The organism is Meiothermus taiwanensis WR-220, assembly GCF_003568585.1.
GTDB classification, from domain to species: Bacteria; Deinococcota; Deinococci; order Deinococcales; family Thermaceae; genus Meiothermus; species Meiothermus taiwanensis.
Genome location: NZ_CP021130.1, coordinates 1,705,092 through 1,731,401 on the forward strand (window position 1 = coordinate 1,705,092; position 26,310 = coordinate 1,731,401).

Genomic DNA, 26,310 nt, shown 5'->3' on the forward strand with positions numbered 1-26,310 from the left:
GGGTGCAGTACAGCTATAAAGGCCTCTATGGGCTGATGGCTCGATGGAAGATTCACCCCAAAGTACCGCGACCGAGTGCTGCCAAGGCCGATGCGGCAGCGCAAGCGCGCTGGAAAAAGGGGGGCTCAAAGCCCTGATAGCCGAGCAGCTCCACCGAGGGGGTCAGACCCTGGGGGAGGCTCTGGGCCGGATTGGGTTTAGCGATGAGCTGCGGTTGGGACTGCTGGGTCAAGTTCGACGGGTGCTGGCGCCTCGGGGGGTGAAGGTCGTTCAAACGGTACAGCGGGCATACCAGTATGCCTACCTGCTGCTGGCGGTGATACCGGCCATCGGTCAGTTGAGGTGGGGTTGGATTCCCCGCCTGAAGCAAGAACACCTCAAACCGGTGCTGGAGCAATGGGGGTTAGCCATCAACGTTTGGGATGGGGCGGGGGTTCATCGGGGTCGTAGCCTATCCGAGCTAGCGGGGAGTCGTATCCTTCAACCGGCCTATTCGCCCGAGCTCAATCCTGCCGAGCGGGTGTTTGAGGAGGTCAGGCGGGCCATTGAAGGCAAAGTGTACCCTTCGCTGGAACACAAACGCCTGGCTGCCGAGGAGTTCCTCACCCAGCTTGCGGCTGATCCAACTAGGGTCAAGCGGCTTTGCTTTTGGCCTTGGATTCAAGAGGCTTTATGTGTCACCTCGTCGTAGAGTTGGTATAACTCGGTGGGGGGTTTGAGGCTGGTTCGCCCTGGCAGCATCCGCACCCCGGTGACGATGGCGTTTTCCAGGGAGGTGTTCTGGGCCGGCTTGAGCCGATCGATGGCCTCCAATAGCTTCTGGCGGTCGGTGGTGGGCATTACCAAAGCCGAGGCCGAGTCGGAGAAGCTAACCAGGCCAATCTGGGTGGTGGGCGGGGCCAGCTCGATAAACTTGCGGGCGGTGGCCTTGGCGGCTTCCAGGCGGCTGGGGTTCAGGTCGGTAGCCAGCATGGAGCGCGAGGTATCCACCGCCAGCACCACCGCCGCTTTGTTGGTCGGCAGCGGGGGGCTGGCCACCGGACGGGCCGCGGCAAACAGCAGCAAGAACAGGGCCAACAACTGCAGCACCAGAGGCCAGCGCACGTGGGCCTTGGGCGGCTGGCGCACCACGGCACCCAGCAGGTGCGCGTCGGCGAAAGCCTCGGCGGTGCGCTCCCGTCGCCGGTTGACCCAGGCCAGGAACCCAATGAACACGGGAATTAGCAGCAGCAACCACAAGAAAGCAGGCCAGGTAAAGCTCATCTTCGCCCCCTTCTGCGCAAGGTGAACTTGAGTAACGGCTCCACAATTTCCTGTGCGGTAGACAGGTGCAGCACATCCACCTGGGCCGCCCGCAGGGTGCGCTCGAGCATGGTTTCGCGGGCCTGCACCAAAGCCGCATGAGCCCGGCGCACCCTGGGGTCGCTGGTATCAATCCAGATCTCCTCGCCGCTCTCGAGGTCGCGCAGGCGCAGCTCACCCACGTTGGGCAGCTCTTTTTCCGCGGGATCAAAGATACGCACCGCCACCACGTCGTGCCGATAGGCCAGCCGTCGAAGCCCCTGGGCCCAGGGGGGCTCCTGCGCAGGGCTTTGGCTGAGAAAGTCGGAGACCACAAACAAGAGGGCCCGGCGCCTGAGGGTTTTGGCCGCGTGCTCGAGGGCCTCTTCCAGCGAGCCGGCCTGCCCAGGTTGCGAGCGCGGTTTTGAGGCTGGAACAGCCCCACCCTGCAAAGCCATCAGCCTATACAGCTCGTGCAGAATCCGCAGCGCCTGCCGGCGGCCGGTACCCGGCGGTATCATGCGCATGCCAGCCTCGGAAAACCCGATCGCGCCCACCTTATCGCCGTGCCGCCCTACGATGGCCGCCGCCGTGCCCACAAACTCCAGGGCCTCCTCGAGCTTGAGCACCCGCCGGGTGCCAAAGCGCATCGAGGCGGAGAGATCCACCACCAGCCAGACCGTGACCTCTTTTTCTTCGCGGTACTGCCGGATGTGGATCTTGCCTGTGCGGGCGGTGACGTTCCAGTCGATGCGGCGTACCTCGTCGCCCGGCTGGTACTCCCGCACCTCGGCCAGATCCAGGCTGGGGCCGTAGAAAAAGCCGGTGTAGTCGCCAAACAAAAACCCGTCCAGCCGCTTCAAGACCCGGAACTCGAGCCGGCGCAACAGCTCGGCGGGCAGCTCACGCGGGCGGGGTGGGGCGGCCTTGGGCTCGGCCTCGAGGGTGACTTCGATCTGGCTTTTGCGCGGTCGTCGCAGCAGCATGGCTCGTCCTGCTCAGGCCGAGGGGTGCTCGGCGGGGGGGCGGGTGTCGCGGTAGGGATCGCCGATGTGCACCTTGGGCAGGGGGGTGGCGGCAATAATCTTCTGCACCACCTCCTCGAGCTTCACCTCGTCGGCCAGGGCCTCGTAGGAAAGGATGATGCGGTGGCGCAGCACCTCCGGGGCCAGGTCGCGCACATCCTCGGGCAGGGCGTACTCGCGGCCCCGCACGATGGCCAGCGCCTTGGCCCCCAGAATCAGGTTGACGCTGGCGCGCGGGCTAGCGCCGAAGCTGATGTACTTCTTCAGGTTCGAGAGGCCCACCTCGCCGGGGTCGCGGGTGGCCCGGGCCAGCCGCACCGCGTACTCGGTGACGGCCTGGTGCACGTGCACCCGGTCGGCCATGGCCTGCAGGTGGCGCAGCTCATCGCCGGTGAGCACCTCCTGCACCGGCTCGAACCTGGTCGAGACCCGATCCACCACCGTCATCTCCTCGTAGAAGGCGGGGTAGTCGATCCAGACCTTGAACATGAAGCGATCCACCTGGGCCTCCGGCAAAAAGTAGGTGCCTTCGGATTCGATGGGGTTCTGCGTGGCCAGTACCAGGAAGGGGTCGGGCAGCTTGAAGGTCTGGTGGCCGATGGTAACCTGGCGCTCCTGCATAGCCTCGAGCAGGGCCGACTGGATCTTGGCCGGGGCCCGGTTAATCTCGTCGGCCAGTATCAGGTTGGCAAAGATGGGGCCCAGCTCCACCTCGAAACTAGCCTCCTTGGGGTTGTAGATGCGGGTGCCCACCAGGTCGGCGGGTACTAGGTCGGGGGTGAACTGGATGCGCTTGAAGCTGGCCCCGATGGCCTCGGCCATGGTCTTGATGGCCAGGGTTTTGGCCAGGCCCGGCACCCCTTCAATCAGGATGTGGCCGCGCGCCAGCAGCGCCACCAGCATGCGCTCTAGCATCAGATCCTGCCCCACAATCACCTTCTTGACTTCCAGTAAAAGCGTGCGCAGCTTGGCGGCCGCGTCCATCACGGCTTGGGGCTCGAGGGCGGGTTTTGGCGCTTCGTTCATAACAACCTCTCTTATAGCGGATACAAGGGGGCTGGCGGATTCAGATATTCTGGCCGGGGTTGCTGTTGGGAGGGGTGGGTGCAGGCGCAGGGGTGGGTTGTGAGGGAGGGCCGGGCAATGAGGGCGCGTTGGGCTCGAGGGGAATTAGCTCCGGCGAGCCCCCCGGCATCCCAGGCCCCGGCATTGGGCCTCCCGGCCCCGGCAGGGGTTGTCCGGGCAGGTCGAAGCGGAACAGCTGGCCGTCCTGGTAGATCAGGATGGGGCACTCCGCGCCCGGCTCCTGTCCGGGCTGCGGCTGGCCAGGGCCCTGGCCCGGGCCTGGCTGTAGCGGGATGAGCTCGCGCGGATCGGGGGCAGGTGTGGGCTGCTGTTGCCGATCAAACTGCACCAACTCCAGCTGCCCGGTGTGCTGCTTTGGGCCCACCGACCCCTGGATACCCGATACCGAGCGCAAGCCGGCCCAGTAGCCAGCGCCGAAGGCCATCAACACCAGCAGGGCCATTGCAGCCGGTGTACGCAACCAATCCAGCCTGAGCTGTTCCATGCTTTACTTTATGATGTAATACTGGGTTCAATCTGAGAACACCCTACGTTTGAACCCTCCTTTTCTCATAGGAAATGGGGCCCACACCGGCTTCCATCTGTACCTACTTGATCTCGACCCCCGACCACCTCTCAATTAGCTGGGCCACAGCGGTGTGGTCGACCTCGGTATTGCCCACCTCGCGCCTGGCAACCTCGAAGAACTCCCGCACCTGCCGGAGCATGGGGGCCGGGGTTCCGGCGGCCTCGAGCACCTTTGCGCAGATACCCAGATCTTTAGCCAGCAAACCCAGGGCAAAGGTGTTGGTGAAATGGCGGCTGAGCACCCGCTGACCAAACAGGTTCTCGCTTACGTTGGAGCGGCCCGACGAGGCGTTGATCACCTCGAGGGCCAGCCGGGCCTCCACCCCCTGCTTGACCAGGGCCGCCATCCCCTCGCTCAAAACCCACAGATTGACCGCCAGCAGGGCGTTGTTGATGGCCTTCACGGCATGCCCCGACCCCAGCGGCCCCACGTGCACAATCTTGGCAGCATAAACCTCCATCACCGGCCTGGCGCGAGCGAAGTCCTCGGGTGAACCCCCGGCCATCACGGTGGCTTTGGCCTGCACCGCACCGGCCACGCCGCCGGACAGGCAGGCATCGAGGTAGGAAACCCCTTTCTCCCGGAGCGTCTGGGCGGTCTTCCTGGCCAGCTCGGGCTCGCCCGAGGTGTGATCCACCCAGAGCGTACCGGGGCGCAGGTAGGGCGAGAGCCTGCGGGCCATCTCGTCAACCTCGAGGGAGGTGGGCAGGCAGGTAAAAAGGATCTCGGCCTGGGCCACCTCGCTCAGATCCACCGCTTTTGAACCAAACTCCTTGGCGTGGGCCAGGGCCTTGTCAAAGGTACGGTTCCAGACCAGGGTCTCGTGGTGTTGCGCCAGGTGACCAGCAATCGGATACCCCATTGCGCCAAGTCCGATGAAGGCAAGTTTCATGCCCAAATAATAACCGCACGCCTGGTGGAAAGCCCCCAGAAAGCCTTTAGAGCGGCTGAGCCCGCTAAGGACATAAACCCTGCCACCGGCGTATTCACCCCAGGAAACTCAGCCTTATCTTGTCAGATCGCTTATACCAGCTAAACTAAAGAGCGGGTCTGCCGGGATGGCGGAATGGTAGACGCTACGGACTTAAAATCCGTTGCCCGCAAGGGCGTGTGGGTTCGAGTCCCATTCCCGGCACCATTCTTCGCAACTTATGGGTGGCTTTAGCCACCTTGTCTTTCCAGCACCACCATCGCCAGGGCGTAGTGCTTTTCGTGGGTGAGTGAAAGGTGGGCTTTTAGGTGTTCGGCCTCCATCCGAGCGCGGAGTTTTGGGGCGAAATGCAGCAGGGGTCTGCGGCCTTCCACCTCCACCCAGACCTCGAGCCAGCCAAAACTATCCGGCCAGCATTTCTGAAAGGCTTCTTTGGCGGCAAAGCGAGCCGCTAGCGAAGGCACGGGATCGGGCTTGGCCAGGCAGTATTGGATCTCACCGGGCACAAAGTGGCGTTCCAGAAACCGCCGAGGGTGCCGCTGCCACACCTTGCGCAGGCGTGCAAGCTCTACGATATCGGTTCCAATCGCTACGATGGACATCGGTTAGCATTGTAAGCGTTGTGCTGCCCAAAGCCTTTCTGAACAAAATGTCCGACTTACTGGGCGAGGCCTTTCCAGAGTTTTTGCGGGCCCTTACCCAGGCCGACCGGAGCTACGGTCTGCGGGTCAATACCCTCAAGCTAAGCCCCCAACAGCTTCAAGAGATCAGCCCCTGGCCCCTCGAGCCCATTCCCTGGTCGCCCGAAGGCTTTTACTACCCCGCCGAGGCCCGGCCCGGGCCGCACCCCTACTACTACGCCGGTCTGTACTACATCCAGGAGCCCTCGGCCCAGGCCGTGGGGGTGCTGGCCGACCCACAGCCCGGCGAGCGGGTGCTGGATCTGGCGGCCGCCCCCGGGGGCAAAACCACCCATCTGGCGGCTCGCATGCAGGGGCGGGGGCTTTTGGTCTCCAACGAAATCGACAGCAAGCGGGTGCGCGGGCTGCTGGAAAACGTGGAGCGCTGGGGTGCCAACCTGGCGGTGGTCTCGGCACCGGTGGAGAGGCTGGCCCACGCCTGGGGGGCTTACTTCGACCGGGTGGTGCTGGATGCCCCCTGCTCCGGGGAGGGCATGTTCCGCAAAGACCCCGAGGTGGTTCGACACTGGGGGCCGGGGGCTCCATCGCGGGCTGCCCGCATACAAAAAAACCTGCTGGCCGCCGCCGCCGACCTGGTGCGCCCAGGCGGCACACTGATCTACTCAACCTGCACCTTCGCCCCAGAGGAGAACGAGCAGGTTATTGCCGATTTTTTGCACACCCCCGGTTGGGCGCTCGAGGACGCCCGCATCTCCCCGCTTTTTGCCGGCGGGGTTCCAGCCTGGGGCGATGGTCATCCCGCCCTGGCCCAGACAGCCCGGCTATGGCCCCATCGGCTGCGCGGGGAGGGGCATTTTTTGGCCAGGCTGCGCAAGATCGATGGCACAGAAAATCATCCCCCCCAGGCCCGCATCCCCCCGCCTTCCCGCGAGAGCAAAGCGCTGTGGCAGGCCTGGAGTGAGGAACACCTGCAAACTGCCCTCGAGGGGGAAATCCTCGAGCGCGCCGGACACCTCTACCTGCTGCCCCCAGCCCTACCCGACCTCGAGGGCATCCGGGCACCGGCGCCGGGGCTCTACCTGGGCGAGGCGCGCGCCGGTCATCGCACAGGCTCTGGACGTTTTCTTCCGGGGCAACCACTGGCCCACTACCTAAAACCTGAGCAGGTCAACCACACCCTTCTCCTGCCAAGCGACGACCCCCGAACCCTGGCCTTTGCCCTGGGGCAGCCCGTCCCAGCGGAGGGCACCGATGGCTGGAAGCTGGTTGCACTCCAAACGCCCGTTGGAAACTTCAGCCTGGGCTGGGGCAGGCTCAAAGCAGGCATCCTGCGGCCCGGCAGAACCAGCCTGTAGTGCCCAGCACAGTCCCTACCGCTCAAATTCTGGGGTGTTTCCAGCCCCTGGTCGTCCGGGTTTACTCTTCCTGGGCCTCCAGCCGTTTCAGCAGCGCTTTCAATTCGGCTTTTTGCTGGCCTTCTTCCATTCCGTCGGCGAGCTTTTCGATGGCCAGCCGCACCACCTCCGACTTGGAAACCAGCTGCTCCGGACTGGAAAGTTCGTAGGCCAGCTTGGTCAGGAGGGCGTCCTGATCATCGCTAATGACTACCTGGAGGCGCTTTTTCTCTTTCTTGGGCATAATCGCTTGGTTCAGACGCTGCACGAGTATGGATACAGTAGAATACTCGTATAGGTTTATGACTGTAATTTAGCACGCTACATTCGTGCTTGACAATATAGTTTTAGCTGAATATGCTCATAGTGAGGGTGATGTGTAACATACACAACAACACTCGGGCACACCCAGGAGACGCGATCCTGTATGAATAGAATCTTAACTATTCGCGGCGGTGTTCCTCTTAGCGGTGAGCTGCGGATTTTTCCGGCCAAAAACTCAGCGCTCAAGCTAATGGCCGCCAGCATTCTTACTGCCGAGCCGGTAACCCTCACGGAGGTTCCGCGCCTGCGCGATATTGATGTTTTGCTCGAGCTTTTAGGTCACCTGGGTACCCGCCACGCCTGGGAAGGCCGCACCTTACACCTGCACACACCCGAAATTCGTTCTACGCAAGCCCCTTTCGAGCTGGTCAGCAAGATGCGGGCCAGCTTCAACGTTCTGGGGGCCCTGGCTGCCCGGGCCGGTGAAGGCACTGTGCCCCTGCCAGGCGGCTGCAACTTTGCCGAACGGCCGGTTGACCAGCACATCAAGGCCCTGCGCGCGCTGGGCTTTGAGGTAACCACCGAGATCACCGAGCAGGGCCTGGCCTACACCGCCCGCCGGCTCAAACCTGCCTCGGGTCGGGTGGTCTACGATCTTCCCACCCTGGGCGGCACCGAGCAGGCCCTGATGGCCGCGGCCCTGGACGGCGAGGCTGTCCTGGTAAACACCCCACAGGAGCCCGAGATCGTCGATCTGTGCAACTTCCTGACCATGATGGGGGCCGAGATCAGGGGCACCGGGAGCAGCATCCTGCACATCAAGGGTAAGCCCAGCCTGCGGGGGGGGCGCTACAGCGTCATCCCCGACCGCATCGAGGCCGGCACCTATCTGTTTGCCGCCGCTGCTACCAGAGGCTCCATCACCTTGACCAACGTGGAACCGTTCCACATGGACGCGGTGCTGGATAAGCTCTCGCAATCGGGCCACCACATTGCCACCGGCAAAGACTGGATCCGCCTGGAAGCCACCCCCCACCCCCAGCCTTTCAACCTCGAGGCCCGCGAATACCCCGGCTTCGTCACCGACCTGCAACCCCCGGCCACGGCCTACCTGGCCACCGTGCACGGCACCTCGCTGGTCTCGGATCGGGTTTACCCCGACCGCTTCACCCACGCCAGCGAGCTGGCCCGCATGGGGGCCGATATCACCCTGAAAGACCGCACCCTGGTGATTCAGGGCCGCCAGCTCACCGGGGCCGCCGTTGAGGCCCGCGATATTCGGGCCGGAGGGGGGCTGATTATCGCAGCCCTGGCTGCCGAAGGCGAGAGCCATATCACCGGAATGCAGTACATCGAACGCGGTTACGAAGACATCGAGAACCGGCTGCGCAGCCTGGGGGCCCAGGTCGGCCTGCAAATACCCGAGCTGGCCCTGGCCGCCGACTAACAGGGCCTCCAGCTTCCAAGGGGCGGTATCGCCCTCCACTACACAGATAACTGCGGTTGGGTTGGTTCGCCGCCGGTTTGACGTTTGGGCCCAGAAAGCCTACACTCAAGTGCTATGGATTTGCAGACCCTACAACACCGGCTCGAGGCCCTTCGGGGGTATCTTTGACATCGCCGGCAAAGAAACCCGCCTGAAAGAGCTAGACACGCAAATCAACGACCCCAGCCTCTGGAACGACCCGGCCCATGCCCGCAAAATTTCCCAGGAGGCGGCCCGGCTGCGCAAGGCGGTGGAAGGTTACCGGCGCCTGGAGTCCGACCTGCAAGGGCTACTGGAGCTCTGGCCGGAGCTTTCGGCTGAAGAGCGGGAGCAGATGCAACCCGAGCTCGAGCGGGCCGGGCGCGAGCTAGAAGACCTTTACCACCAGACCCTGCTCGGCTTCCCCTACGCCGAAAACGCCGCCATTGTGACCATCAAACCGGGCGCCGGCGGCACCGAGGCCTGCGACTGGGCCCAGATGCTCTACCGCATGTACACCCGCTTTGCCGAGCGCAAGGGCTTCAACCTGGAGCTAGTAGACCTCGAGCCCGGCGCCGAGGCCGGAATTGACCAGGCCCAGTTTATCGTGCGGGGCGAGAACGCCTACGGCCTGCTCTCGGCCGAGGCCGGGGTGCACCGCCTGGTGCGCCCCTCCCCCTTCAACGCCCAGGGCAAGCGCCAGACCAGCTTCGCTGCGGTGGAGGTGATGCCGGAGGTGGACGAGTCGGTGGACGTGCAGATTGCCCCCGAAGACCTGCGGATTGACGTGATGCGCTCGCAGGGCAAGGGCGGCCAGGGGGTCAACACCACCGACTCGGCGGTGCGGGTGGTGCACCTACCCACCGGCATCATCGTGAAGTGCCAGGTCACCCGCAGCCAGCAGAAAAACAAAGAGATGGCCATGAACATCCTGCGCTCCAAGCTCTTCGAGATCGAGTGGAAGAAAAAGCAGGAAGAGCTGGCCCGGCTTAAGGGTGAGTCGCGGCCCATCGAGTGGGGCAGCCAGATTCGGAGCTACGTGCTGGACAAGCAGTACATCAAAGACCACCGCACCGGCGAGATGCGCCACGACCCCGAGAATGTGCTGGACGGCGACCTCGAGAGCCTCATCTGGGCCGGGCTGGAGTGGAAGGCCGGGCGGCGGGAGGCGGTCGCCAGCGCCGATGAGGAGTAGCCGTTCCGACGGGGTGGGCAAATCACCCCTGAAGCCAAACAGAAGGGCCAGCTGAGGCAAGCTCAGCCGGCCCTGGTTGTTTTCGAGAACGGCTATTGCGCGGGGGTGGACTTCAGCCGCTCCACCACCCCCCGATCCTCGAGGGTGCTGGTATCCCCCTTAATTTCCTCGCCGGAGGCCACCTGCCGCAAGAGGCGGCGCATGATCTTGCCGGAGCGGGTTTTGGGGAGGGCATCGGTGAGGCGGATCTCGTCGGGGCGGGCGATGGCCCCAATGGCCTTGACCACATGGGCCTTGAGTTCCTGCGCGAGTTCGGCGCTGGGGGTAAAGCCCGTTTTGAGGGTCACGAAGGCCACAATCCCCTCACCTTTGATGGGGTCGGGCCGCCCCACCACCGCCGCCTCGGCCACCGCCGGGTGCGCAACCAGGGCGCTTTCGACCTCCATGGTGCCCAGCCGGTGACCCGAGACGTTAAGCACGTCGTCCACCCGGCCCAGAATCAGGTAATAACCGTCTTCATCGCGCCGGGCCCCATCGCCGGTGAAGTAGTTGCCGGGGTACTGGGAGAAATACTGCCGCTCAAAGCGTTCCGGGTCGCCCCAGACCGTGCGCAGCATGGAGGGCCAGGGTTTCTGAATGATCAGGTGGCCGCCCTCGTCGGGGTTGTTCACCGGCTGGCCCGAGGTGTCCACAATCTCGGGCTTCACCCCAAAGAAGGGCTTGCCGGCATGACCGGGCTTCATGGGGTGCACGCCGGGCAGGGTGGTGATCATGATGCCGCCGGTCTCGGTCTGCCACCAGGTATCCACAATGGGGCAGCGCTCCTTGCCGATCACCCTGTAGTACCAGAGCCAGGCCTCGGGGTTGATGGGCTCCCCTACCGAGCCCAGCAGGCGGAGGCTCGAGAGGTTGTACTTCCCTGGCCACTGCTCGCCCCACTTCATAAAGGCCCGAATGGCCGTGGGCGCGGTGTAAAGGATGCTCACGCTGTATTTTTCGATGATGCTCCAGATGCGGCCCTCGTCCGGGGCATTGGGTGCGCCTTCGTACATCAGGGTGGTGGCCCCGTTTTGCAAAAGCCCGTACACCACGTAGCTGTGACCGGTAATCCAGCCCACATCCGCCGTGCAGAAGTAGGTGTCGGTGTCTTTGAGGTCGAAGATGTACCGGGCGGTCAGGTAGGTATACACCGAGTAGCCCCCGGTGGTGTGCAAAACCCCCTTGGGCTTGCCGGTGGAGCCGGAGGTGTACAGGATGAAGAGGGGGTCTTCGGCGTCCATGGGCTCGGGGGGGCAGTCGGCTGCGGCATTGGCCATCAGCTCGTGGTACCAGTGGTCGCGGCCCGGCTCCATGGGCACCTCGTGGCCGGTGCGCCGCACCACCACCACGTGCTCGATAGATTTAGCGTCTGAAAGGGCTTCGTCGCTGTTGGCCTTGAGCGGAACCACGCTCCCGCGCCGCCAGCCGCCGTCGGCGGTGATGAGCACCTTGGCCTGCGCGTCGTTGATACGGTCGGCCAGGGCCGAGGCCGAGAAGCCCCCAAACACCACCGAGTGCACCGCCCCAATGCGCACGCAGGCCAGCATGGCGATGGCCGCCTCGGGGATCATGGGCAGGTAGATGGTCACGCGGTCGCCCTTCCGCACCCCCAACCCTTTGAGCACGTTGGCGAACTTGCTCACCTCGCGGTGCAGCTGCTGGTAGGTGAGGATGCGCGAGTCGCCCGGCTCCCCTTCGAAGATGATGGCGGCCTTGTTGCCGCGGGTTGCAAGGTGGCGATCGAGGCAGTTATAGGAAAGGTTGAGCTGCCCCCCGATGAACCACTTGGCGTTGGGGGGGTTCCACTCGAGCACCTTGTCCCAGGGCTTGAACCAGTGTAGCTCCGAGGCTACCCGGCTCCAGAACTTTTCAGGCTCTTCTAGGCTCTCGCGGTAAAGGGCCTCGTAGTCCTCGAGCCGATGAATACGGGCTGCTTGCTGAAAAGCCTCTGAAGGTTGAAAAACCCGCTCCTCCTTTAGAACCGCTTCAATTTTTTCCATACTTACCTCTTTAGGTTCGCCGAGACTGGCAAAATCAAGGGGCCTTTTGTTGGTGAGCATAGGTGGGTTAAGGGCCGCCGTCAAGAAAGACTGGGCTTCGGCAAATGTGCGAAATCCGGCTTTACTTGACAGTCTAAACCGATCCGGGCCATCATAGCCGCAGAACCCCGATGAACCTGTACGGGTCTTCTTTAGATCGTACGCTATAGAAATCCGAAGACCTATGGCACAGAGTCGTAAACTCACCACCGTTCAAGCCGCGCTAAGGGTACTGGCCTACCTGGCCGAGCACCCCGAGGGGGTAGAGGCCGCCCGCCTGGCTGCTTTTCTGGGTAAAAGTCTTTCCACGGCCTATGCCCTGCTGGCCAGCCTGGTCTCGGAGGGCTTTGCCGAACGGGAGGGCAGCACCTACCGGCTCTCCAAAAGCGCGCTGGTGCCTTCACCCAACCGCCTGGCCGAGCCCGAGAAGCTATCGGATGCGCTGGAGGAACTTTATCTACGTACCCGCGAACGCAGCTATCTGGCCCTCCTCGACCGCGAAGGCAGGCTGCGACTCTCCACCCGCGGCCGGCAGGGCCTGCCCAAGCTGGCCGGGCTGGAGGATCAGGTCGGCGAGGGTTTTCATGCCCTGGCTTTAGGCAAGGCCGTGCTGGCCTACATGGACAGCCAGGCCCAGGCCCCCCACCTGCAAAACCTCAAGGCCTTTACCCGGCTCACCATCACCGATCCGCTGACCCTGGAGGAAGAGCTGGCCAAGGTGCGGCAGATGGGGTTCGCGGTGGAAATCGAAGAGCATTCCGACGGTATCTCCGGGGTGGCTGCCCCCATTTTCAGCCCGGACGGTGCGGTGATGGGGGCCTTTGGGGTGGTGGTGCCCTCGAGGCGCTTTCCCTACGCCTTCACCCGGCTGGTGCAGGCGGTGCAGGAGGTAGCCAGGGCCGCTTCCAGCCGCACTCGAGCCGAGCAGCCGCCCTCGGATGAGGCCAAGCCCCTTCCCGCCAGCGCACCGGTCTACCTGGGTTCGTCCAGCGAGGAAACCCCCGTCTGGGCCCCCAAATCCCTGGTAGAAAAGGCCAACCTTAAGGATTATCCCGCCGAGTACCGGCGCAGCCTCGAAGAGCCCGAGGCTTTCTGGGGCGAGTGGGCCGAGCGCTTCCACTGGTTTAACCCCTGGAAGCGGGTTCGGGAGGTGGACGCCCCCTACCACCGCTGGTTTGTGGGCGCCACCACCAACATCACCTACAACGCCCTGGATCGGCACGCCGACGGCCCCCGCCGCAACCAGCTGGCCCTGATGGCCCTGGCCGGGGATGGCACCGTACACAAGCTGACCTACCGCGAGCTGCGCGACCTCACCGCCCGCCTGGCCGGTGGGCTGCTGTCGCTGGGCATCAAGCCCGGTGACCGGGTGGCGGTGTACATGCCCACCGGGCTGGAGATGGCCCTGACCTTTCTGGCCTGTGCCCGCATTGGGGCGGTGCACGTGGCTGTTCCTGCCGGCCTGGGCAGCCAGGCCCTGCGCGAGCGCCTGGTGGACACCCAGGCCCGGCTGCTGGTGGCCGCCGACCGCATGTACCAGGGTGGGCGCACCCTGCACTTCACCCACGTACTCGAGGAAGCCACCCAGGGCCTGGATATACCGGTGCTGTGGTTTAGCCGGGGTGGTACGGTCAGACCGCTGGAATTCTGGGATTTGATCGAGGCCCACCGCCCCACCACCCCCGCCCTGCCGGTGGACAGCGAGCATCCCCTGTTTATCCTGTATACCTCGGGCTCGACGGGCAAGCCCAAGGGTGTGGTGCACGTGCACGGGGGCTACATGGTGGGCATCACCTACCACCTGCGCACCCTCTTCGACCTCAAGGACGGCGAGATCTCCTGGGCCACTGCCGATCTCTCCTGGATTGTGGGGCACAGCTACGGTCTGTACGCCCCCTTGCTGGAAGGGCTCACCACCGTACTGCGGGCCGAACGGCTCGACTACCCCGATGTAAGCAGCTTCTACGAGATGCTGGAGGAGTGCGGGGTCAACGTGCTCATCATCAGCCCCACCTGGCTGCGCACCCTGCGCAAACACGGCGACGAGTTCGCCCAAAAGGCCCGGCTCTCCGACCTGCGGCTGGTTGCTAGCGTGGGGGAGTACCTGGCCCCCGAGGTCTGGCACTGGGCCGCCAAACACCTAGCCCACGTGGTGGATCACTGGTGGCAGACCGAGACCGGGGGCCCCTGCCTGTCCACCCCCCTTTGCATGCCGGCCAAGCCCGGCAAGGCCGGCTTCCCCTTGCCGGGGGTCGAGGTGCGGGTAGTGGATGCCTTAGAGCCTGCTAACTAGCTGTTCGTAAAAGCTCCACAGTTTTCGCTGTCATCAGAATCGAAAAAGCCAACCAGTGCCAACCTCGCAAGGTCTCAGCCAGCCGCTCATAGTCTCGCGCCAGCCTGCGAAACCGGGATGTCCAGGCAAACGAACGTTCCACCACCCAACGCTTCGGCAGCAGCACGAATCCTCGTTTGGCCCCTTCCACCTTGACCACACACAGGGCGATGCCTTCCGCCTCTGCCGCTTGTGCCGCTTCCTCCCCAGTGTAACCCTGATCCACAAAGGCCACTTCCACCTGCTCCCCCGTCACTTCCTGCACCTGTTGACTGAGGGCTCCCACCTGGGCCCGTTCCTGTTCACTGGCCGCCGTTACTACCAGGGCCAGCAGATGCCCCAGGGTATCTACCGCCAGGTGAACTTTGCTTCCCTTGCGTCGTTTGTACCCATCGTATCCGGCCCGCTCCCCACTTTGCGGGGTGGACTGTAGGGTGCGAGCATCGTAGATGGCAGCGCTGGGATGGGCGGCTTTGCCCTGGAGCATTCGCAGGGTCATGCGCAGGTCGTGTACCAGGTCTTCGAAGACCCCCCGGTTCATCCAGCGGTAGGCTTGCGCCTGAACGATATGGGGGGGTGGGAAGTCGTGGGGCAGGTAGTCCCACTGAGCACCGGTTCGAACCATCCAGCGCAGGGCGTTGAACACTTCGCGCAGGTCGTACTTGCGCTGGGGTGCTTCCAGCGGGGCGAGGGTCAAATAGGGCAGCACCAGAGCCCATTCCTCATCACGGACGTCCGATGGGTAAGCACGGCGGTTCATGCTCTAAACATAACTGCAGTGCCTGATTTGGGTAAGGTGGTTTGTAGATTCTAGGGCGTGAGCTACCCCCCGGTCAAAAGGGCCACCTGGTCATCGGCCAGCCCTTCCCCCACTTCATGCGCACCTTCTGGAACAACAACGAGCGCTACCTCGAGCAGTGGAGCCGCATCCCCGGCTATTACAGCACCGGGGACATCGCCGTGCGCGACAGCGAGGGCTACATTGCCCTGCTGGGCCGTTCGGACGACGTTATCAAAGCTGGAGAGCTGCGCATCGGCACCGCCGAGATCGAGGGGGCCATGCTCTCCCATCCTTCGGTGGCCGAGGTCGCCGCGGTGGGAATTAGCAACCCCGAGCTCGGCGAGGTGATCAAGGTGTATGTGGTGCTGAAAACCCGCGAGACCAGCCTCGAGGTGCGCGCCATCCTGGCCGACAAGCTGCAAGCCCACCTACGCCGGCAGCTAGGGCATCTGCAACTACAAACTGTCATCGAGATCGTGGATCAGCTACCCCGCACCAAAAGCGGCAAAATCCTGCGCCGCCTGCTCAAAGCCCAGGAGCTCGGCGACGATCCGGGCGACCTTTCCACCCTCGAGCCGTGAGCGTGAAGATGCAGCAGATTCATTTCACCAAGTGCCCCAAGCCCGCCCCGGCCAGGGTTTGGCACAATATCGGCCCTCCCCATTTTTCGGGTTTAGCAGGGTTTTGTGGTTTTTTTCCTCGTAGCGTGCGGTAGCGCAAGAGCAGGAGGCCCCTTATGGAACTCGAGCAGCTGCTAAAACCAAAAGTCAGCTATCAGGCCCCCCAGGCCCAGCGGAACCAGGCCAACCTGCCCGACTTCTGGGCCGAGTACACCCGCAGCCTGCAAGACCCCGAGGCCTTCTGGGGCGAGCAGGCCCGGCGGTTTCATTGGTTCCGGCCCTTTGAGCAGGTGCTGGAGTGGAACTTCCCCGACCACCGCTGGTTCTTGGGCGGCCAGACCAACATCACCTACAACGCCCTGGATCGCCATGCCCAGGGTTCTAAGCGCAACCAGGTCGCGCTTCTGTACTTAAGCGAGGACGGCAGCGAGCAAAAGCTCACCTACGGTGAGCTTCTGGATCGGGTTTCGCGCTTTGCAAGCGGGCTCAGGCGGTTGGGGGTGGAAAAAGGCGACCGGGTGATCATCTACATGCCCCTGACCCTGGAGGGCATCATCGCCATGCTGGCCTGCGCCCGCATTGGGGCGATTCACTCGGTGGTGTACGCCGGGCTGGGGGTCTCGGCGCTGCGCGAGCGCATCATGGATGCTGGGGCCAAACTGGTGATTGCGGGGGATGTGAGCTACCGCCGGGGCAAAGCGGTAGACCTCGAGTCCATCGTGCTCCAGGCCATCGAAGGTTTGAACCTACCCACGGTCTGGTTCTGCCGCAACAAAGCCGTGCCCGAGGGGCCCCGCTTCCACGATTTCAACGAGCTGCTCTGGTCACACCAACCCGAGGCCGAGGCCGTCCCGCTGGATAGCGAGCACCCTTTGTTTATCCTCTACACCTCGGGCTCCACCGGCAAGCCCAAGGGCGTGGTGCACGTGCACGGGGGCTACATGGTGGGTACAGCCTACCACCTGCGCACCTTTTTCGACGTAAAGGATACCGATGTCTACTGGACCACCTCGGACATCGGCTGGATTGTGGGGCACAGCTACATCGTGTATGCGCCCTTGCTCGAGGGCGTCACCAGCGTGCTGCGCGAGGGTGCACCGGACTATCCCAACCCAGCGGCTTTGTGGCAGGCCGTTGAGCGCTACCGGGTCAACGTGATGTTTACCGCCCCCACGGCGGTTCGCATGTTCATGAAGTTTGGCCCCGAATGGCCCGCCCGGCACGACCTCTCGTCGCTGCGGTTCATTGGGGTGGCCGGCGAGCCCCTCAACCCGGAGGCCTGGCAGTGGGCGGTCGAGCACCTGATGCAGGGCGGCCGGCGCGGCTTCGTAGCCGACAACTGGTGGCAGACCGAGCTGGGCGGCCCCACCCTGGGCACCCCGCTCACCCTGGAGGGCCGGCCCGGCTTTGTGGGGGTGCCCCTGCCCGGCGTGGAGGCCACGGTGGTGGACGCCACGGGCACCGAACTCCCCCCCGGAACCGGTGGCTTGCTCGCGCTCAAGCGCCCCTTCCCCCACATGATGCGCACGGTCTGGGGTAATCACGCCCGCTATACCCAGTACTGGACGGAAATACCCGGTAACGTGTATGCCGCCGGCGACGTAGCCAGCAAAACCGCTGAAGGCTACTTCACGGTGCTGGGCCGCGCCGACGATGTGCTCAACGTGGCCGGTCACCGCATCGGCACCGCCGATGTAGAGAGCGCCCTGGTCTCGCACCCGGCGGTGGCCGAGGCTGCCGTGATTGGGGTGCCCGACCCCATCAAGGGCGAAAACATCAAGGCTTTCGTGGTGTTGCGGGTGGGGCGCGAAAAAACCGAGGCCCTGCGGGATGAAATTGTGCAGCACGTGCGGCTCGAGCTAGGCCCCATCGCCACCCCCAGCGAGCTGGTTTTCCTGGATAAGCTCCCCAAGACCCGCAGCGGCAAAATCCTGCGCCGCCTGCTCAAGGCCCAGGAGATGGGGCGGGATCCCGGCGATTTGAGCACGCTCGAGGAGTAACCACAGCCTCAAACAAACAACCTGGCTCAACGGTACTTCTGCAGATACACACACCACATCCATGCCAAAAGATTGGAGGGCACCTTTTCCATTGATCGCACAGATTCCCAGCACAGACCGTCAATAAGCGGTTCTTGATTTTTCATAAGTGTTTTTTTGCTTCAGGCCAGTTGTACCCAACCCATACGCCGCACTTAACCCTCCAGGGCGGTGCGTTTTTCTCTCATAAAACAAATAATTGCGCCGCTTTTCGCAGATATACAAAAACTGGCGATAACTTGACCAAGCCAACAAAAGGGCATTAGATTCATGGCGCAAGTCTGAAACGCGGAAAAGCGACCACCCCCGTAGCAATGGTGGCTGGACTTGTGCTACATGGAGGTAGGCATGGATAAAGCAAAGGCCGATGCGTACTGGAAGGCCAACATAACCCTAATCCGCAACCTGCTTATCGTCTGGGCAGTGGTTTCCTACGGGTTTGGGATTGTGTTGGTTAATGTGCTTAACAACATCAAGCTCGGATCGGTTCCCCTGGGTTTTTGGTTCGCTCATCAGGGTGCCATCATCATCTTTGTCATCTTGATCTTCATCTACGCCTCGCAGATGAACAAGATTGACCAGCAGTTCGACGTACACGAATAGGGGGCCACCAATGAGTGTAGAACTTTGGACCTGGATCATTGTGCTCCTGACTTTCGGCTTGTACGTGGGTATCGGTATCTGGGCCCGTGTGCGTGAAACCGAGGGCTTCTATGTGGCCGGGCGTGGGGTGCCCCCCATCGCCAACGGTATGGCCACCGCCGCCGACTGGATGAGCGCAGCCAGCTTTATCTCGATGGCCGGCTTGATCTCTACGCTGGGCTACGACGGCACCATCTACCTGATGGGCTGGACCGGCGGTTATGTATTGCTGGCCTTGTTGCTGGCACCGTACCTGCGCAAGTTTGGCAAATTTACCGTTCCGGACTTTGTAGGCGACCGTTACTACTCCCAGACCGCACGTGTGGTCGCGGTGATAGCTGCGGTGTTCGTCTCGTTCACCTATGTAATCCCACAACTCGTAGGGGTGGGTACGGTTTTTGCCCGCTACCTGGGGGTACCAAGCACCACCGGGCTGTGGGTTGGGGTGGCCGTCACTGCACTGTTTGCTGTGCTGGGGGGTATGAAAGGTATCACCTGGACGCAGGTGGCCCAGTACACGGTGTTGATTATCGCTTACCTGATCCCGGCGTTTGCCATCGCCAGCATCCTCACCGGCAACCCCGTTCCCCAGCTAGCCCTTACCTTTAGCGACATCGTCTCTCGCCTCAACCAGCTACAAGTAGACCTGGGCTTCACCCAGTACACCCAGCCTTTCCAGCGCTTCGACATGCTGAACATTCTGCTAATTACGGCGTGCTTGATGTTCGGCACGGCTGGGTTGCCCCACGTCATCATCCGCTTCTACACCGTCCCCACGGTCAAGGACGCGCGCGCCTCCGCTGGTTGGGCCCTGCTCTTTATCGCTTTGCTCTACACCACCGCGCCAGCCATCTCGGTGTTTGCCCGCTACAACCTGATCAACACCCTGCACGGTAAAAGCTTTGAGGAAGTACGCCAGATCGACTGGGTGGCCAAATGGGAAAAAACCGGCCTGCTGCGCTTTGTGGACAAGGACGGCAACGGCATTGTGACCGTCGCTAGGGGCAATGCCTTCAAGTTTATCCCCGGCACCACCCGTCCCGACGTCAACAACCCCGACACCACCAGCGCCAACGAGGTGTTCATCAACAACGACATCATCGTACTTTCCACCCCTGAGGTAGCCAAGCTGGCCCCGCTGATCATCGCCCTGGTGGCGGCAGGCGGTCTGGCAGCGGCGCTTTCCACCGCTTCGGGACTGCTGATTGTTATCTCTTCGGCGCTTTCGCACGACCTGTATTACCGCATCATCAACCCAAGGGCCTCCGAAGGGCAACGCCTGTTGGTCGCTCGTGTGGGGATTCTTCTGGCGGTGCTGATCGCCGGATATTTTGGACAAAACCCACCCGGCTTTATCGCGCAGCTGGTGGCGTTTGCCTTCGGGTTGGCTGCCAGCAGTTTCTTCCCCGCCATCCTGCTCGGCATCTTCGATAAGCGCACCACCCGCGAGGGAGCCATCGCCGGCATGGTGGTGGGTCTGGTCTTCACAGCCAGCTACATCATCGGCACCAGCTACTTTGGCATGCCCCGCTGGTTCTTTGGGGTAAGCCCCGAAGGCATCGGTACCGTGGGCATGCTGATCAACCTGATCATCACCTTGGTGGTCTCGCGCATGACCCCCGAGCCGCCCAAAGAAGTACAGGATCTGGTGGAATCGGTGCGGATTCCGCGCGGTGCCAAAGAGGCCCATTATCACTAAACCCAAGCCGGGGGTGGGGATCAACCCACCCCCATTCTTTTGTGATAAGCTTTGTTTGCAGCCATGAGCAAAAACAAAAAGATTGAACCCAAAAAGGTCAATGCCTATGTACCCCCCAATCTAACCTTACGTTTGCTGCGGTTGCTGCTGGGGATTTCGGCCTTTTTGTTTTTGTTTTACACGGCTGGACACTATCTGACCGGCTGGCCTTTTCCCACCCCGCTCGACCTTTTGCGCATCACTTCGGCGGTGGTGTTGGGGGGTCTTTTAGGGCTAATCTTTTCGCGTTTCTGGCCCCTGCCGCCCACCCCTGGCCTCGAGCGCATCTTCAGGATCTTTTTCATGCTGCTGCCCGCTTTGTTATTTGGCTATGCCTTGCAGGTTTTTTCCGGAGCCAACCAAGCTTTAAGCATCATCCTGCCTTTATCAGCCTGGCTCAGCTCGGGTCTGATTATCCGCCTGCCCGAAGAGGGGCACAATGTTTCAGCCAAGTCAGCACAATAGTGCTGTGAACCCCCTCGATTTCATCCGCGCCCACGCCCCGTTTAATCTGCTACCAGCGGAAGCGCTGGAACAGGTAGAGCGAGGCCTCGAGATTGCCTTTTTTCCCAAAAACAGCAAGGTGCTGGCCCGGCATGGATCTAAAAGCCAGCACCTGTACATGATTCGCAAGGGCACAGCCCGCCTCGAGCGCGACGGGCAGACCATGATGTACCTGGAAGAGGGGGAGGTTTTTGGCTATCCCTCCCTAATCTCGCAGGGCACCCCGGCCTTCGATGTGATCGCTGAGGAAGACTTGCTGATCTACCGCTGGTCGGAACAGGTCTTTCGTGAGCTGAAGAGGCATCAACCTTTCGCAGAGTTTTTCACCAAAGGTCTGGCTGCCCGCCTGCGCCTGGTAGCCCAGCAAGAGGGCCTCGCGGTCAGCCCAATCGACCTGAGCCTACCGGTAAGCGAGCTGGTGACCCGCCCCCCAGTATTCATCGCCCGCAACGCCACCGTGCAGGAAGCGGCCAAGGCCATGCGTGAACACCAGATCAGCTCGATTCTGGTCGAAGGCAACCCCCTGGGCATTCTGACCGACCGCGACCTGCGCAACCGGGTGCTGGCCGAGGGGAAAGGCCCCCAGACCCCTTTGGCCGATGTGATGAGCACCCCGGCCAAAACCTTACCGGCCAGCACACCCCTGTTTGAAGCATTGACCTTCATGGTGCACCAGAGCATACACCACCTGCCGCTCGAGCAGGATGGGCGGATTGTGGGGGTGGTAACCGACACGGTCTTCATGCGGCAGCAGGCCCGCAGCCCTCTGCATCTGCTCAGGCGGCTCGAGCGCACCCGCAACCCAGAAGATCTCAAAGGCTACAGCCAGGAGCTAAGCGGCATCGCCGAGTCCCTTCTGGCCGGTGGCCTGGGGGCCAGCGAAATTGGTCGTAGCGTTAGCTCGCTTAACGATCACCTGGTTCGGACTCTGCTGCGCCTGGCCGAAGAGTGCCTGGGGCCACCCCCCACGCCCTACGCCTGGATCGTGTTTGGCTCCGAAGGGCGGATGGAACAGGCCCTGCTCACCGACCAGGACAACGCCCTGATCTACGCCGAGGATAGCCCCGAGGCCCAGCGCTACTTTGCCGAGCTGGCGGGGTTCGTGGTGGGCGGCCTGATACAAGCCGGCTTCCCACCCTGCCCGGGCGGCTACATGGCCACCCGCTGGTGCAAACCCATCGCGGAGTGGCAAAAGCTCTTCCTGCACTGGGTAAAGATGCCCACCCCCCAGGAGTTGCTCGAGGCCCAGATTTTCTTCGATTTCCGCAGTGTGCATGGCGAGCTCCCCCTGGAGCCGCTCGAGCGCATCGTGGCTACCAGCGGTGAGGAAACCATCTTCCTGGCCCACCTAGCCAAGGCCTCATTGCACTTCCGACCCCCCATCGGCCTTTTCCGCAGAATCCGGGAAGAAGACGGCGGCGTGGATATCAAGAAAGGGGGCATCGCCCCCATCGTCAGCCTGGCTCGAGTACACGCCCTGGAGGCCGGCAGCCTCGCCAAGGGCACCGTCGAGCGCCTTAAAATTGCCGCCCAGGAGAACAAGCTGAGCCCAGAGGGGGCCGAAACCTTAATCGAGGCCTTCGGGTTTCTAATGAGGATTCGTCTACGGCAACAACTCACCAACCTACGGCAGAAGCTGCCACCCGACAACAAGATCCGCCTCGAGCAGCTTTCTTCGCTCGAGCGTCGCCATCTCAAGGAGGCCTTCTTGCAGGTTCGCGAGATGCAGGAGGCCATGAGCCAGCGCTTCCATACCGATCGCCTGGGTTAGATAAACGCATCGCTCATGCTGTGGCCTTTGCGCAAAAGCCCCACCTGGAACGAGATCAACTACTGGGCTTTGGATCTGGAAACCAGTGGCCTGGAGGCATCCGACCAGATTCTGTCGGTGGGAATGGTGCCCATCCGCGGGGGGGTTATCGAGTTTGGCGCGCACTACTATAGCCTGGTTCGGCCCGTGCGGCCCGGGGCGCTCTCGGTTGAAGGCATCCGAGCGCACCATATTCTACCCAACGAACTAGAATCTACAAACCACCTTACCCAAATCAGGCACTGCAGTTATGTTTAGAGCATGAACCGCCGTGCTTACCCATCGGACGTCCGTGATGAGGAATGGGCTCTGGTGCTGCCCTATTTGACCCTCGCCCCGCTGGAAGCACCCCAGCGCAAGTACGACCTGCGCGAAGTGTTCAACGCCCTGCGCTGGATGGTTCGAACCGGTGCTCAGTGGGACTACCTGCCCCACGACTTCCCACCCCCCCATATCGTTCAGGCGCAAGCCTACCGCTGGATGAACCGGGGGGTCTTCGAAGACCTGGTACACGACCTGCGCATGACCCTGCGAATGCTCCAGGGCAAAGCCGCCCATCCCAGCGCTGCCATCTACGATGCTCGCACCCTACAGTCCACCCCGCAAAGTGGGGAGCGGGCCGGATACGATGGGTACAAACGACGCAAGGGAAGCAAAGTTCACCTGGCGGTAGATACCCTGGGGCATCTGCTGGCCCTGGTAGTAACGGCGGCCAGTGAACAGGAACGGGCCCAGGTGGGAGCCCTCAGTCAACAGGTGCAGGAAGTGACGGGGGAGCAGGTGGAAGTGGCCTTTGTGGATCAGGGTTACACTGGGGAGGAAGCGGCACAAGCGGCAGAGGCGGAAGGCATCGCCCTGTGTGTGGTCAAGGTGGAAGGGGCCAAACGAGGATTCGTGCTGCTGCCGAAGCGTTGGGTGGTGGAACGTTCGTTTGCCTGGACATCCCGGTTTCGCAGGCTGGCGCGAGACTATGAGCGGCTGGCTGAGACCTTGCGAGGTTGGCACTGGTTGGCTTTTTCGATTCTGATGACAGCGAAAACTGTGGAGCTTTTACGAACAGCTAGTTAGCAGGCTCTAGAGGCCGCCCCGCCCCTGGCCCAGGTGCTCGAGGAGATAACGCAGCGCATTGGGCGGGACGTGCTGGTTCTACACTGTGGCTCGATAGACCTGGGATTTCTGCGGCAAAGCCATAAAGCCCTGGGCCGACGCTGGGTCAGACCTGTGGTGGTCGACACCGCGGTGCTGCTGGCCCGACTGGATGAGCGGCGGCGACAGCTCGAGCCTCACAGCAAACCCCATCCCAGCGGGCTAAGGGCGGCTCGAGCACAGCTTGGCCTGCCGCCCCACCTCGAGCACCACGCGTTGTGGGACGCTTTAGCCACGGCCGAACTCTTCCTAGCCCTCCGACACCGCTTACAAGCGCGCACCCTGCACCAGCTCATATAAAAAATCAGCTCGAGGCTTCGCTTAGAGCACATCCCGGGTTGTGCCGCGGGTGCGGTAGTTGACCCAATTTTTCCTCAGACGCAAAGCCTTCTTAAGGGGCCCATATAGGGGCGAAAAGGCCACATCGTAGGCTGGAAAGCGCACCCGCTGCCCGCCAAAACCCTCCTTGAAGGCATCGATGCCAGCGGCGTGGCTACCCTCGCTGCGGCGCGGCACGCCCCACAGATCGTATATGCGATAGCCCTTTTCCAGGCCCCAGTTGATAGCCCCCCAGTGCATACCGTTGGGGGCCTTGGCGTTGGAGTTTTCCCGGCTGCTGCCCCCATAGAGGTAGTCTACCTTACCCCCAAAAGCCACAAACAAGCCCGCGGCCAGCGCCCGGCCCTCCTGGCGGGCGATTGAGATAAAAGACGCTCCAAAGGGTTGATTCATGGCCGTCAGAACGGTTTGGTAGTAGGCTTTGGCATGCTGCAACAGCCGGGCCCGACGGTTGGTCTCCTCGAACAGCCGCCAGAATTCCTCGAAGGCCTCCATCCCCTCTATGGTTGTCACCACCCGCTTTTCGGCCAGCCGGGTGTTGCGGCGGTGCATATTGTCCATCTGAGCCAGCAGGCCTTCACGGCCCAGCGATAGATCGAGCCAGATGGAGTATTCGGGCTGGATGGTCTCTGCCAGCCGCGCTGGGGGAAACTCTGGAACCGATGACTCGGCCGGAAACCCCACTTCGGGCTCGAGCTTCAGGTAAACAGCCCCCCCTGCCCGCTGCTTGAGGGCCTGTACCACCCTGGGCAGGTCGCTTAAATCGCGCAACGCTGGCCCACGGGGGGCATACAGCATGGAGACCGGCCCCACAAACCGCCGACGAAAAAGCTGCACCGCGGCAATAAGCTGCTGTCCTTCAAACAGCGCCCAGCGCTCCGGCTGCCAGCCCGAGAGCTTCTTGACTTCGCCCCAGCCCCAGGACTGCAAGGCGCTGGTAATGGGTAGCGAAGACACCATCTGGTTCCAAACGGCGGGGTCGGAAATGGGTTCCTGCCTTAGCACAAATCACCATTATGCCCCATCCGCACCAACCACAAATCCCGCACAAAAAACTTATACTGAGCTACGTTATGCGGATCGCTTTTCAGGGAACCGAGGGTGCCTATAGCGAAGAAGCCTCACTCAAAGCCTTTCCAAATGCTGAGACCATCGGCCTGCCCACATTTCATCAAGTATTTGCAGCGGTAACCAACTGCGAGGTAGACCTGGGGGTGGTACCGGTTGAGAACACCACCGCTGGCATCATCAACCAAACCTACGACCTGCTCCTCGAGACCGACCTGCACGTGGTCGGCGAACTGGTGCTGAAGGTAGACCACTGCCTGCTGGCCCCGCCCGGAACCCGGCTGGAGGATATTCGTAAAGTCAAGAGCCACCCCCAGGGTCTGGCCCAGTGCGACGGCTTCATCGCCCGGTACAAGCTCGAGGCCGAACCGGTCTACGACACCGCCGGGGCCGCCCGCGAGCTGGCCGAACACCCCCAGCCCGGTCTGGCCGCCATCGCCAGCCGCCGCGCCGCCGAACGCTACGGCCTGGCGGTCATCGCCGAGGGCATTCAGGACTTCATCGGCAACTACACGCGCTTTTTTGTACTCTCACGTGAAGACTTCCCCCGCCGCGAGGGGCCTTACAAAACCTCGGTGGTCTTCACCACCCGCCACCGGCCCGGCGAGCTGCTGGCTGCTTTGCAGGCTTTTGCCGACCAGGGGATTAATCTGACCAAGCTCGAGTCTCGCCCCCGCCGCGACCCCGACCGCCCCTTCTCCCCCATCTTCTACGCCGACTTTGAGGGCCACGCCGAAGATCCTGGCCCCTCCCAGGCCTTGCTAACCTTGCTGCGCAGGGCTTCTTTTGTCAAAGTGCTGGGCTCCTACCCCGCCGTTACAAGCTGGGGCCTGCTCAGGGAACCATAAAACAAGCGCCCCGCAGTCAGGGCGCTTTGCCTGGGTAAAGCATTGGGGCTAGCGGAAGGTGGCACCAAACAACACCCGGCCATAGGGCGAGCTATTGAAGGGGAAAACGCTCTGGCCGCCAATAAACAGCCCCGTGTCGCGGTCGAGGGCGAACTCGAGCCCGGCGTCCAGGGTGAGGGCAAAGTTGGCGTTGGGCAGCCGCAGGCCCAGCCCGCCACCAAAATAGGGCTTGAGGCCCCGCAGGTCACGGTCGAACTGGCCCAGGTCGGGTTTGAAGAGCACCTCACCCCCAATCAGGAAGCCCGGCCCCTGGAAAATCACATCACCATAGATCAGGGCCACCAGGTCGCGCTGCAGGCTGGCCTCGAGGCCAAACCCCAACGTGGGCGAGGGCACCGAGATGCGCAGCTGGAAAGAGCGCTGGGCCAGTCCCGTGGAAGCAAAAGCCAGCAAAACCATGGCAAGCAGCAAGGGTAGTCGTTTCATGGTATGCACCTCCTGTTTTTGAGGTCAGA

26 protein-coding genes, 1 tRNA gene and 1 pseudogene are annotated in these 26,310 nt (G+C 62.5%); 17 read left to right on the forward strand and 11 right to left on the reverse strand.

Annotated features, from left to right (window positions below; genetic code table 11):
* Positions 1 to 2 precede the first annotated feature (2 nt).
* Positions 3 to 137, forward strand: a complete 135-nt coding sequence (locus tag MTAI_RS15720) for a winged helix-turn-helix domain-containing protein (protein WP_425373724.1) — start codon at positions 3 to 5, stop codon at positions 135 to 137.
* A 122-nt stretch (positions 138 to 259) separates the two neighbouring features.
* Positions 260 to 691, forward strand: coding sequence for a transposase (locus tag MTAI_RS08445; RefSeq protein WP_157413585.1), 432 nt, complete (start codon positions 260 to 262; stop codon positions 689 to 691).
* Here MTAI_RS08445 and MTAI_RS08450 read toward each other — a convergent pair.
* The 5 genes from MTAI_RS08450 to MTAI_RS08470 form a co-directional block, all read right to left on the reverse strand.
* Positions 661 to 1,263, reverse strand: a complete 603-nt coding sequence (locus tag MTAI_RS08450) for a VWA domain-containing protein (RefSeq protein WP_223299699.1) — start codon at positions 1,261 to 1,263, stop codon at positions 661 to 663. The genes MTAI_RS08445 and MTAI_RS08450 overlap by 31 nt on opposite strands.
* Positions 1,260 to 2,267, reverse strand: coding sequence for a DUF58 domain-containing protein (locus tag MTAI_RS08455; RefSeq protein ID WP_027887858.1), 1,008 nt, complete (start codon positions 2,265 to 2,267; stop codon positions 1,260 to 1,262). The genes MTAI_RS08450 and MTAI_RS08455 overlap by 4 nt, the downstream gene beginning before the upstream one ends.
* Before the next feature lie 12 nt (positions 2,268 to 2,279).
* A complete protein-coding gene (locus MTAI_RS08460; RefSeq protein ID WP_027887857.1) occupies positions 2,280 to 3,332 on the reverse strand; it encodes an AAA family ATPase in 1,053 nt (350 codons plus the stop codon).
* A gap of 40 nt (positions 3,333 to 3,372) precedes the next feature.
* Positions 3,373 to 3,876, reverse strand: coding sequence for a hypothetical protein (locus MTAI_RS08465; protein ID WP_027887856.1), 504 nt, complete (start codon positions 3,874 to 3,876; stop codon positions 3,373 to 3,375).
* 103 nt (positions 3,877 to 3,979) lie between these two features.
* A complete protein-coding gene (locus MTAI_RS08470; RefSeq protein WP_027887855.1) occupies positions 3,980 to 4,852 on the reverse strand; it encodes an NAD(P)-dependent oxidoreductase in 873 nt (290 codons plus the stop codon).
* A gap of 160 nt (positions 4,853 to 5,012) precedes the next feature.
* On the opposite strand from MTAI_RS08470, the gene MTAI_RS08475 reads away from it, so the two are divergent.
* A tRNA-Leu gene (locus MTAI_RS08475) sits at positions 5,013 to 5,098 on the forward strand.
* Positions 5,099 to 5,121: 23 nt separating this feature from the next.
* On the opposite strand, the gene acpS is transcribed toward MTAI_RS08475, so the two are convergent.
* Positions 5,122 to 5,493: a holo-ACP synthase gene (gene acpS, locus MTAI_RS08480; RefSeq protein WP_027887854.1), complete on the reverse strand. Its 372-nt coding sequence runs from the start codon at positions 5,491 to 5,493 to the stop codon at positions 5,122 to 5,124.
* A 20-nt stretch (positions 5,494 to 5,513) separates the two neighbouring features.
* Between acpS and rsmF the strand changes: the two genes are divergently transcribed.
* The gene (gene rsmF, locus MTAI_RS08485) at positions 5,514 to 6,887 is read left to right on the forward strand and encodes a 16S rRNA (cytosine(1407)-C(5))-methyltransferase RsmF (RefSeq protein WP_027887853.1); all 1,374 of its coding nucleotides are present in this window, start codon (positions 5,514 to 5,516) and stop codon (positions 6,885 to 6,887) included.
* A gap of 61 nt (positions 6,888 to 6,948) precedes the next feature.
* On the opposite strand, the gene MTAI_RS08490 is transcribed toward rsmF, so the two are convergent.
* Positions 6,949 to 7,170: a hypothetical protein gene (locus MTAI_RS08490; protein WP_027887852.1), complete on the reverse strand. Its 222-nt coding sequence runs from the start codon at positions 7,168 to 7,170 to the stop codon at positions 6,949 to 6,951.
* A gap of 183 nt (positions 7,171 to 7,353) precedes the next feature.
* Between MTAI_RS08490 and murA the strand changes: the two genes are divergently transcribed.
* Complete coding sequence (murA, locus tag MTAI_RS08495; protein ID WP_027887851.1) at positions 7,354 to 8,637, forward strand: UDP-N-acetylglucosamine 1-carboxyvinyltransferase; 1,284 nt, start codon at positions 7,354 to 7,356, stop codon at positions 8,635 to 8,637.
* 114 nt (positions 8,638 to 8,751) lie between these two features.
* A protein-coding gene (prfB, locus tag MTAI_RS08500; protein ID WP_122959138.1) for a peptide chain release factor 2 occupies positions 8,752 to 9,850 on the forward strand; the annotation gives its coding sequence in 2 pieces (ribosomal slippage) (positions 8,752 to 8,802 and positions 8,804 to 9,850; 1,098 coding nt in all).
* Positions 9,851 to 9,942: 92 nt separating this feature from the next.
* Here prfB and acs (MTAI_RS08505) read toward each other — a convergent pair.
* Complete coding sequence (acs, locus tag MTAI_RS08505) at positions 9,943 to 11,889, reverse strand: acetate--CoA ligase (RefSeq protein ID WP_027887850.1); 1,947 nt, start codon at positions 11,887 to 11,889, stop codon at positions 9,943 to 9,945.
* Positions 11,890 to 12,112: 223 nt separating this feature from the next.
* On the opposite strand from acs (MTAI_RS08505), the gene MTAI_RS08510 reads away from it, so the two are divergent.
* On the forward strand, positions 12,113 to 14,221 hold the full coding sequence (locus MTAI_RS08510; protein WP_245453103.1) for an AMP-binding protein: 2,109 nt from the start codon (positions 12,113 to 12,115) through the stop codon (positions 14,219 to 14,221).
* Here the strand turns inward: MTAI_RS08510 and MTAI_RS08515 are convergent.
* Positions 14,214 to 15,020, reverse strand: coding sequence for an IS5 family transposase (locus MTAI_RS08515; RefSeq protein WP_119342530.1), 807 nt, complete (start codon positions 15,018 to 15,020; stop codon positions 14,214 to 14,216). The genes MTAI_RS08510 and MTAI_RS08515 overlap by 8 nt on opposite strands.
* A gap of 116 nt (positions 15,021 to 15,136) precedes the next feature.
* Between MTAI_RS08515 and MTAI_RS08520 the strand changes: the two genes are divergently transcribed.
* The 9 genes and pseudogenes from MTAI_RS08520 to MTAI_RS08560 all read left to right on the forward strand — a co-directional run.
* Positions 15,137 to 15,622: an AMP-binding enzyme gene (locus tag MTAI_RS08520; protein ID WP_342633655.1), complete on the forward strand. Its 486-nt coding sequence runs from the start codon at positions 15,137 to 15,139 to the stop codon at positions 15,620 to 15,622.
* 155 nt (positions 15,623 to 15,777) lie between these two features.
* A complete protein-coding gene (gene acs, locus MTAI_RS08525; RefSeq protein WP_027887848.1) occupies positions 15,778 to 17,661 on the forward strand; it encodes an acetate--CoA ligase in 1,884 nt (627 codons plus the stop codon).
* Between the two features lie 387 nt (positions 17,662 to 18,048).
* Positions 18,049 to 18,303, forward strand: a complete 255-nt coding sequence (locus tag MTAI_RS08530; RefSeq protein WP_013013580.1) for a DUF4212 domain-containing protein — start codon at positions 18,049 to 18,051, stop codon at positions 18,301 to 18,303.
* A 10-nt stretch (positions 18,304 to 18,313) separates the two neighbouring features.
* Positions 18,314 to 20,041 carry a sodium:solute symporter family protein gene (locus MTAI_RS08535; RefSeq protein ID WP_027887847.1) on the forward strand — a complete coding sequence of 576 codons (1,728 nt, stop codon included), beginning with the start codon at positions 18,314 to 18,316 and terminating at the stop codon, positions 20,039 to 20,041.
* Positions 20,042 to 20,104: 63 nt separating this feature from the next.
* Positions 20,105 to 20,545: a hypothetical protein gene (locus MTAI_RS08540; protein ID WP_027887846.1), complete on the forward strand. Its 441-nt coding sequence runs from the start codon at positions 20,105 to 20,107 to the stop codon at positions 20,543 to 20,545.
* Positions 20,546 to 20,549: 4 nt separating this feature from the next.
* On the forward strand, positions 20,550 to 22,355 hold the full coding sequence (locus MTAI_RS08545) for a putative nucleotidyltransferase substrate binding domain-containing protein (RefSeq protein ID WP_027887845.1): 1,806 nt from the start codon (positions 20,550 to 20,552) through the stop codon (positions 22,353 to 22,355).
* 15 nt (positions 22,356 to 22,370) lie between these two features.
* Positions 22,371 to 22,652, forward strand: coding sequence for a 3'-5' exonuclease family protein (locus tag MTAI_RS08550; RefSeq protein ID WP_245453104.1), 282 nt, complete (start codon positions 22,371 to 22,373; stop codon positions 22,650 to 22,652).
* Between the two features lie 3 nt (positions 22,653 to 22,655).
* Entirely contained in the window at positions 22,656 to 23,462 is an 807-nt protein-coding gene (locus MTAI_RS08555; protein WP_119342530.1) for an IS5 family transposase, read from the forward strand.
* 18 nt (positions 23,463 to 23,480) lie between these two features.
* Positions 23,481 to 23,840: pseudogene (locus MTAI_RS08560) on the forward strand (3'-5' exonuclease); the annotation flags it as partial.
* Between the two features lie 21 nt (positions 23,841 to 23,861).
* On the opposite strand, the gene MTAI_RS08565 reads toward MTAI_RS08560, so the two are convergent.
* Complete coding sequence (locus MTAI_RS08565; RefSeq protein WP_027887843.1) at positions 23,862 to 24,884, reverse strand: lipid II:glycine glycyltransferase FemX; 1,023 nt, start codon at positions 24,882 to 24,884, stop codon at positions 23,862 to 23,864.
* Positions 24,885 to 24,952: 68 nt separating this feature from the next.
* On the opposite strand from MTAI_RS08565, the gene pheA reads away from it, so the two are divergent.
* The gene (gene pheA / locus MTAI_RS08570) at positions 24,953 to 25,795 is read left to right on the forward strand and encodes a prephenate dehydratase (protein WP_027887842.1); all 843 of its coding nucleotides are present in this window, start codon (positions 24,953 to 24,955) and stop codon (positions 25,793 to 25,795) included.
* Between the two features lie 48 nt (positions 25,796 to 25,843).
* On the opposite strand, the gene MTAI_RS08575 is transcribed toward pheA, so the two are convergent.
* Complete coding sequence (locus MTAI_RS08575; protein ID WP_027887841.1) at positions 25,844 to 26,281, reverse strand: hypothetical protein; 438 nt, start codon at positions 26,279 to 26,281, stop codon at positions 25,844 to 25,846.
* Positions 26,282 to 26,310 lie beyond the last annotated feature (29 nt).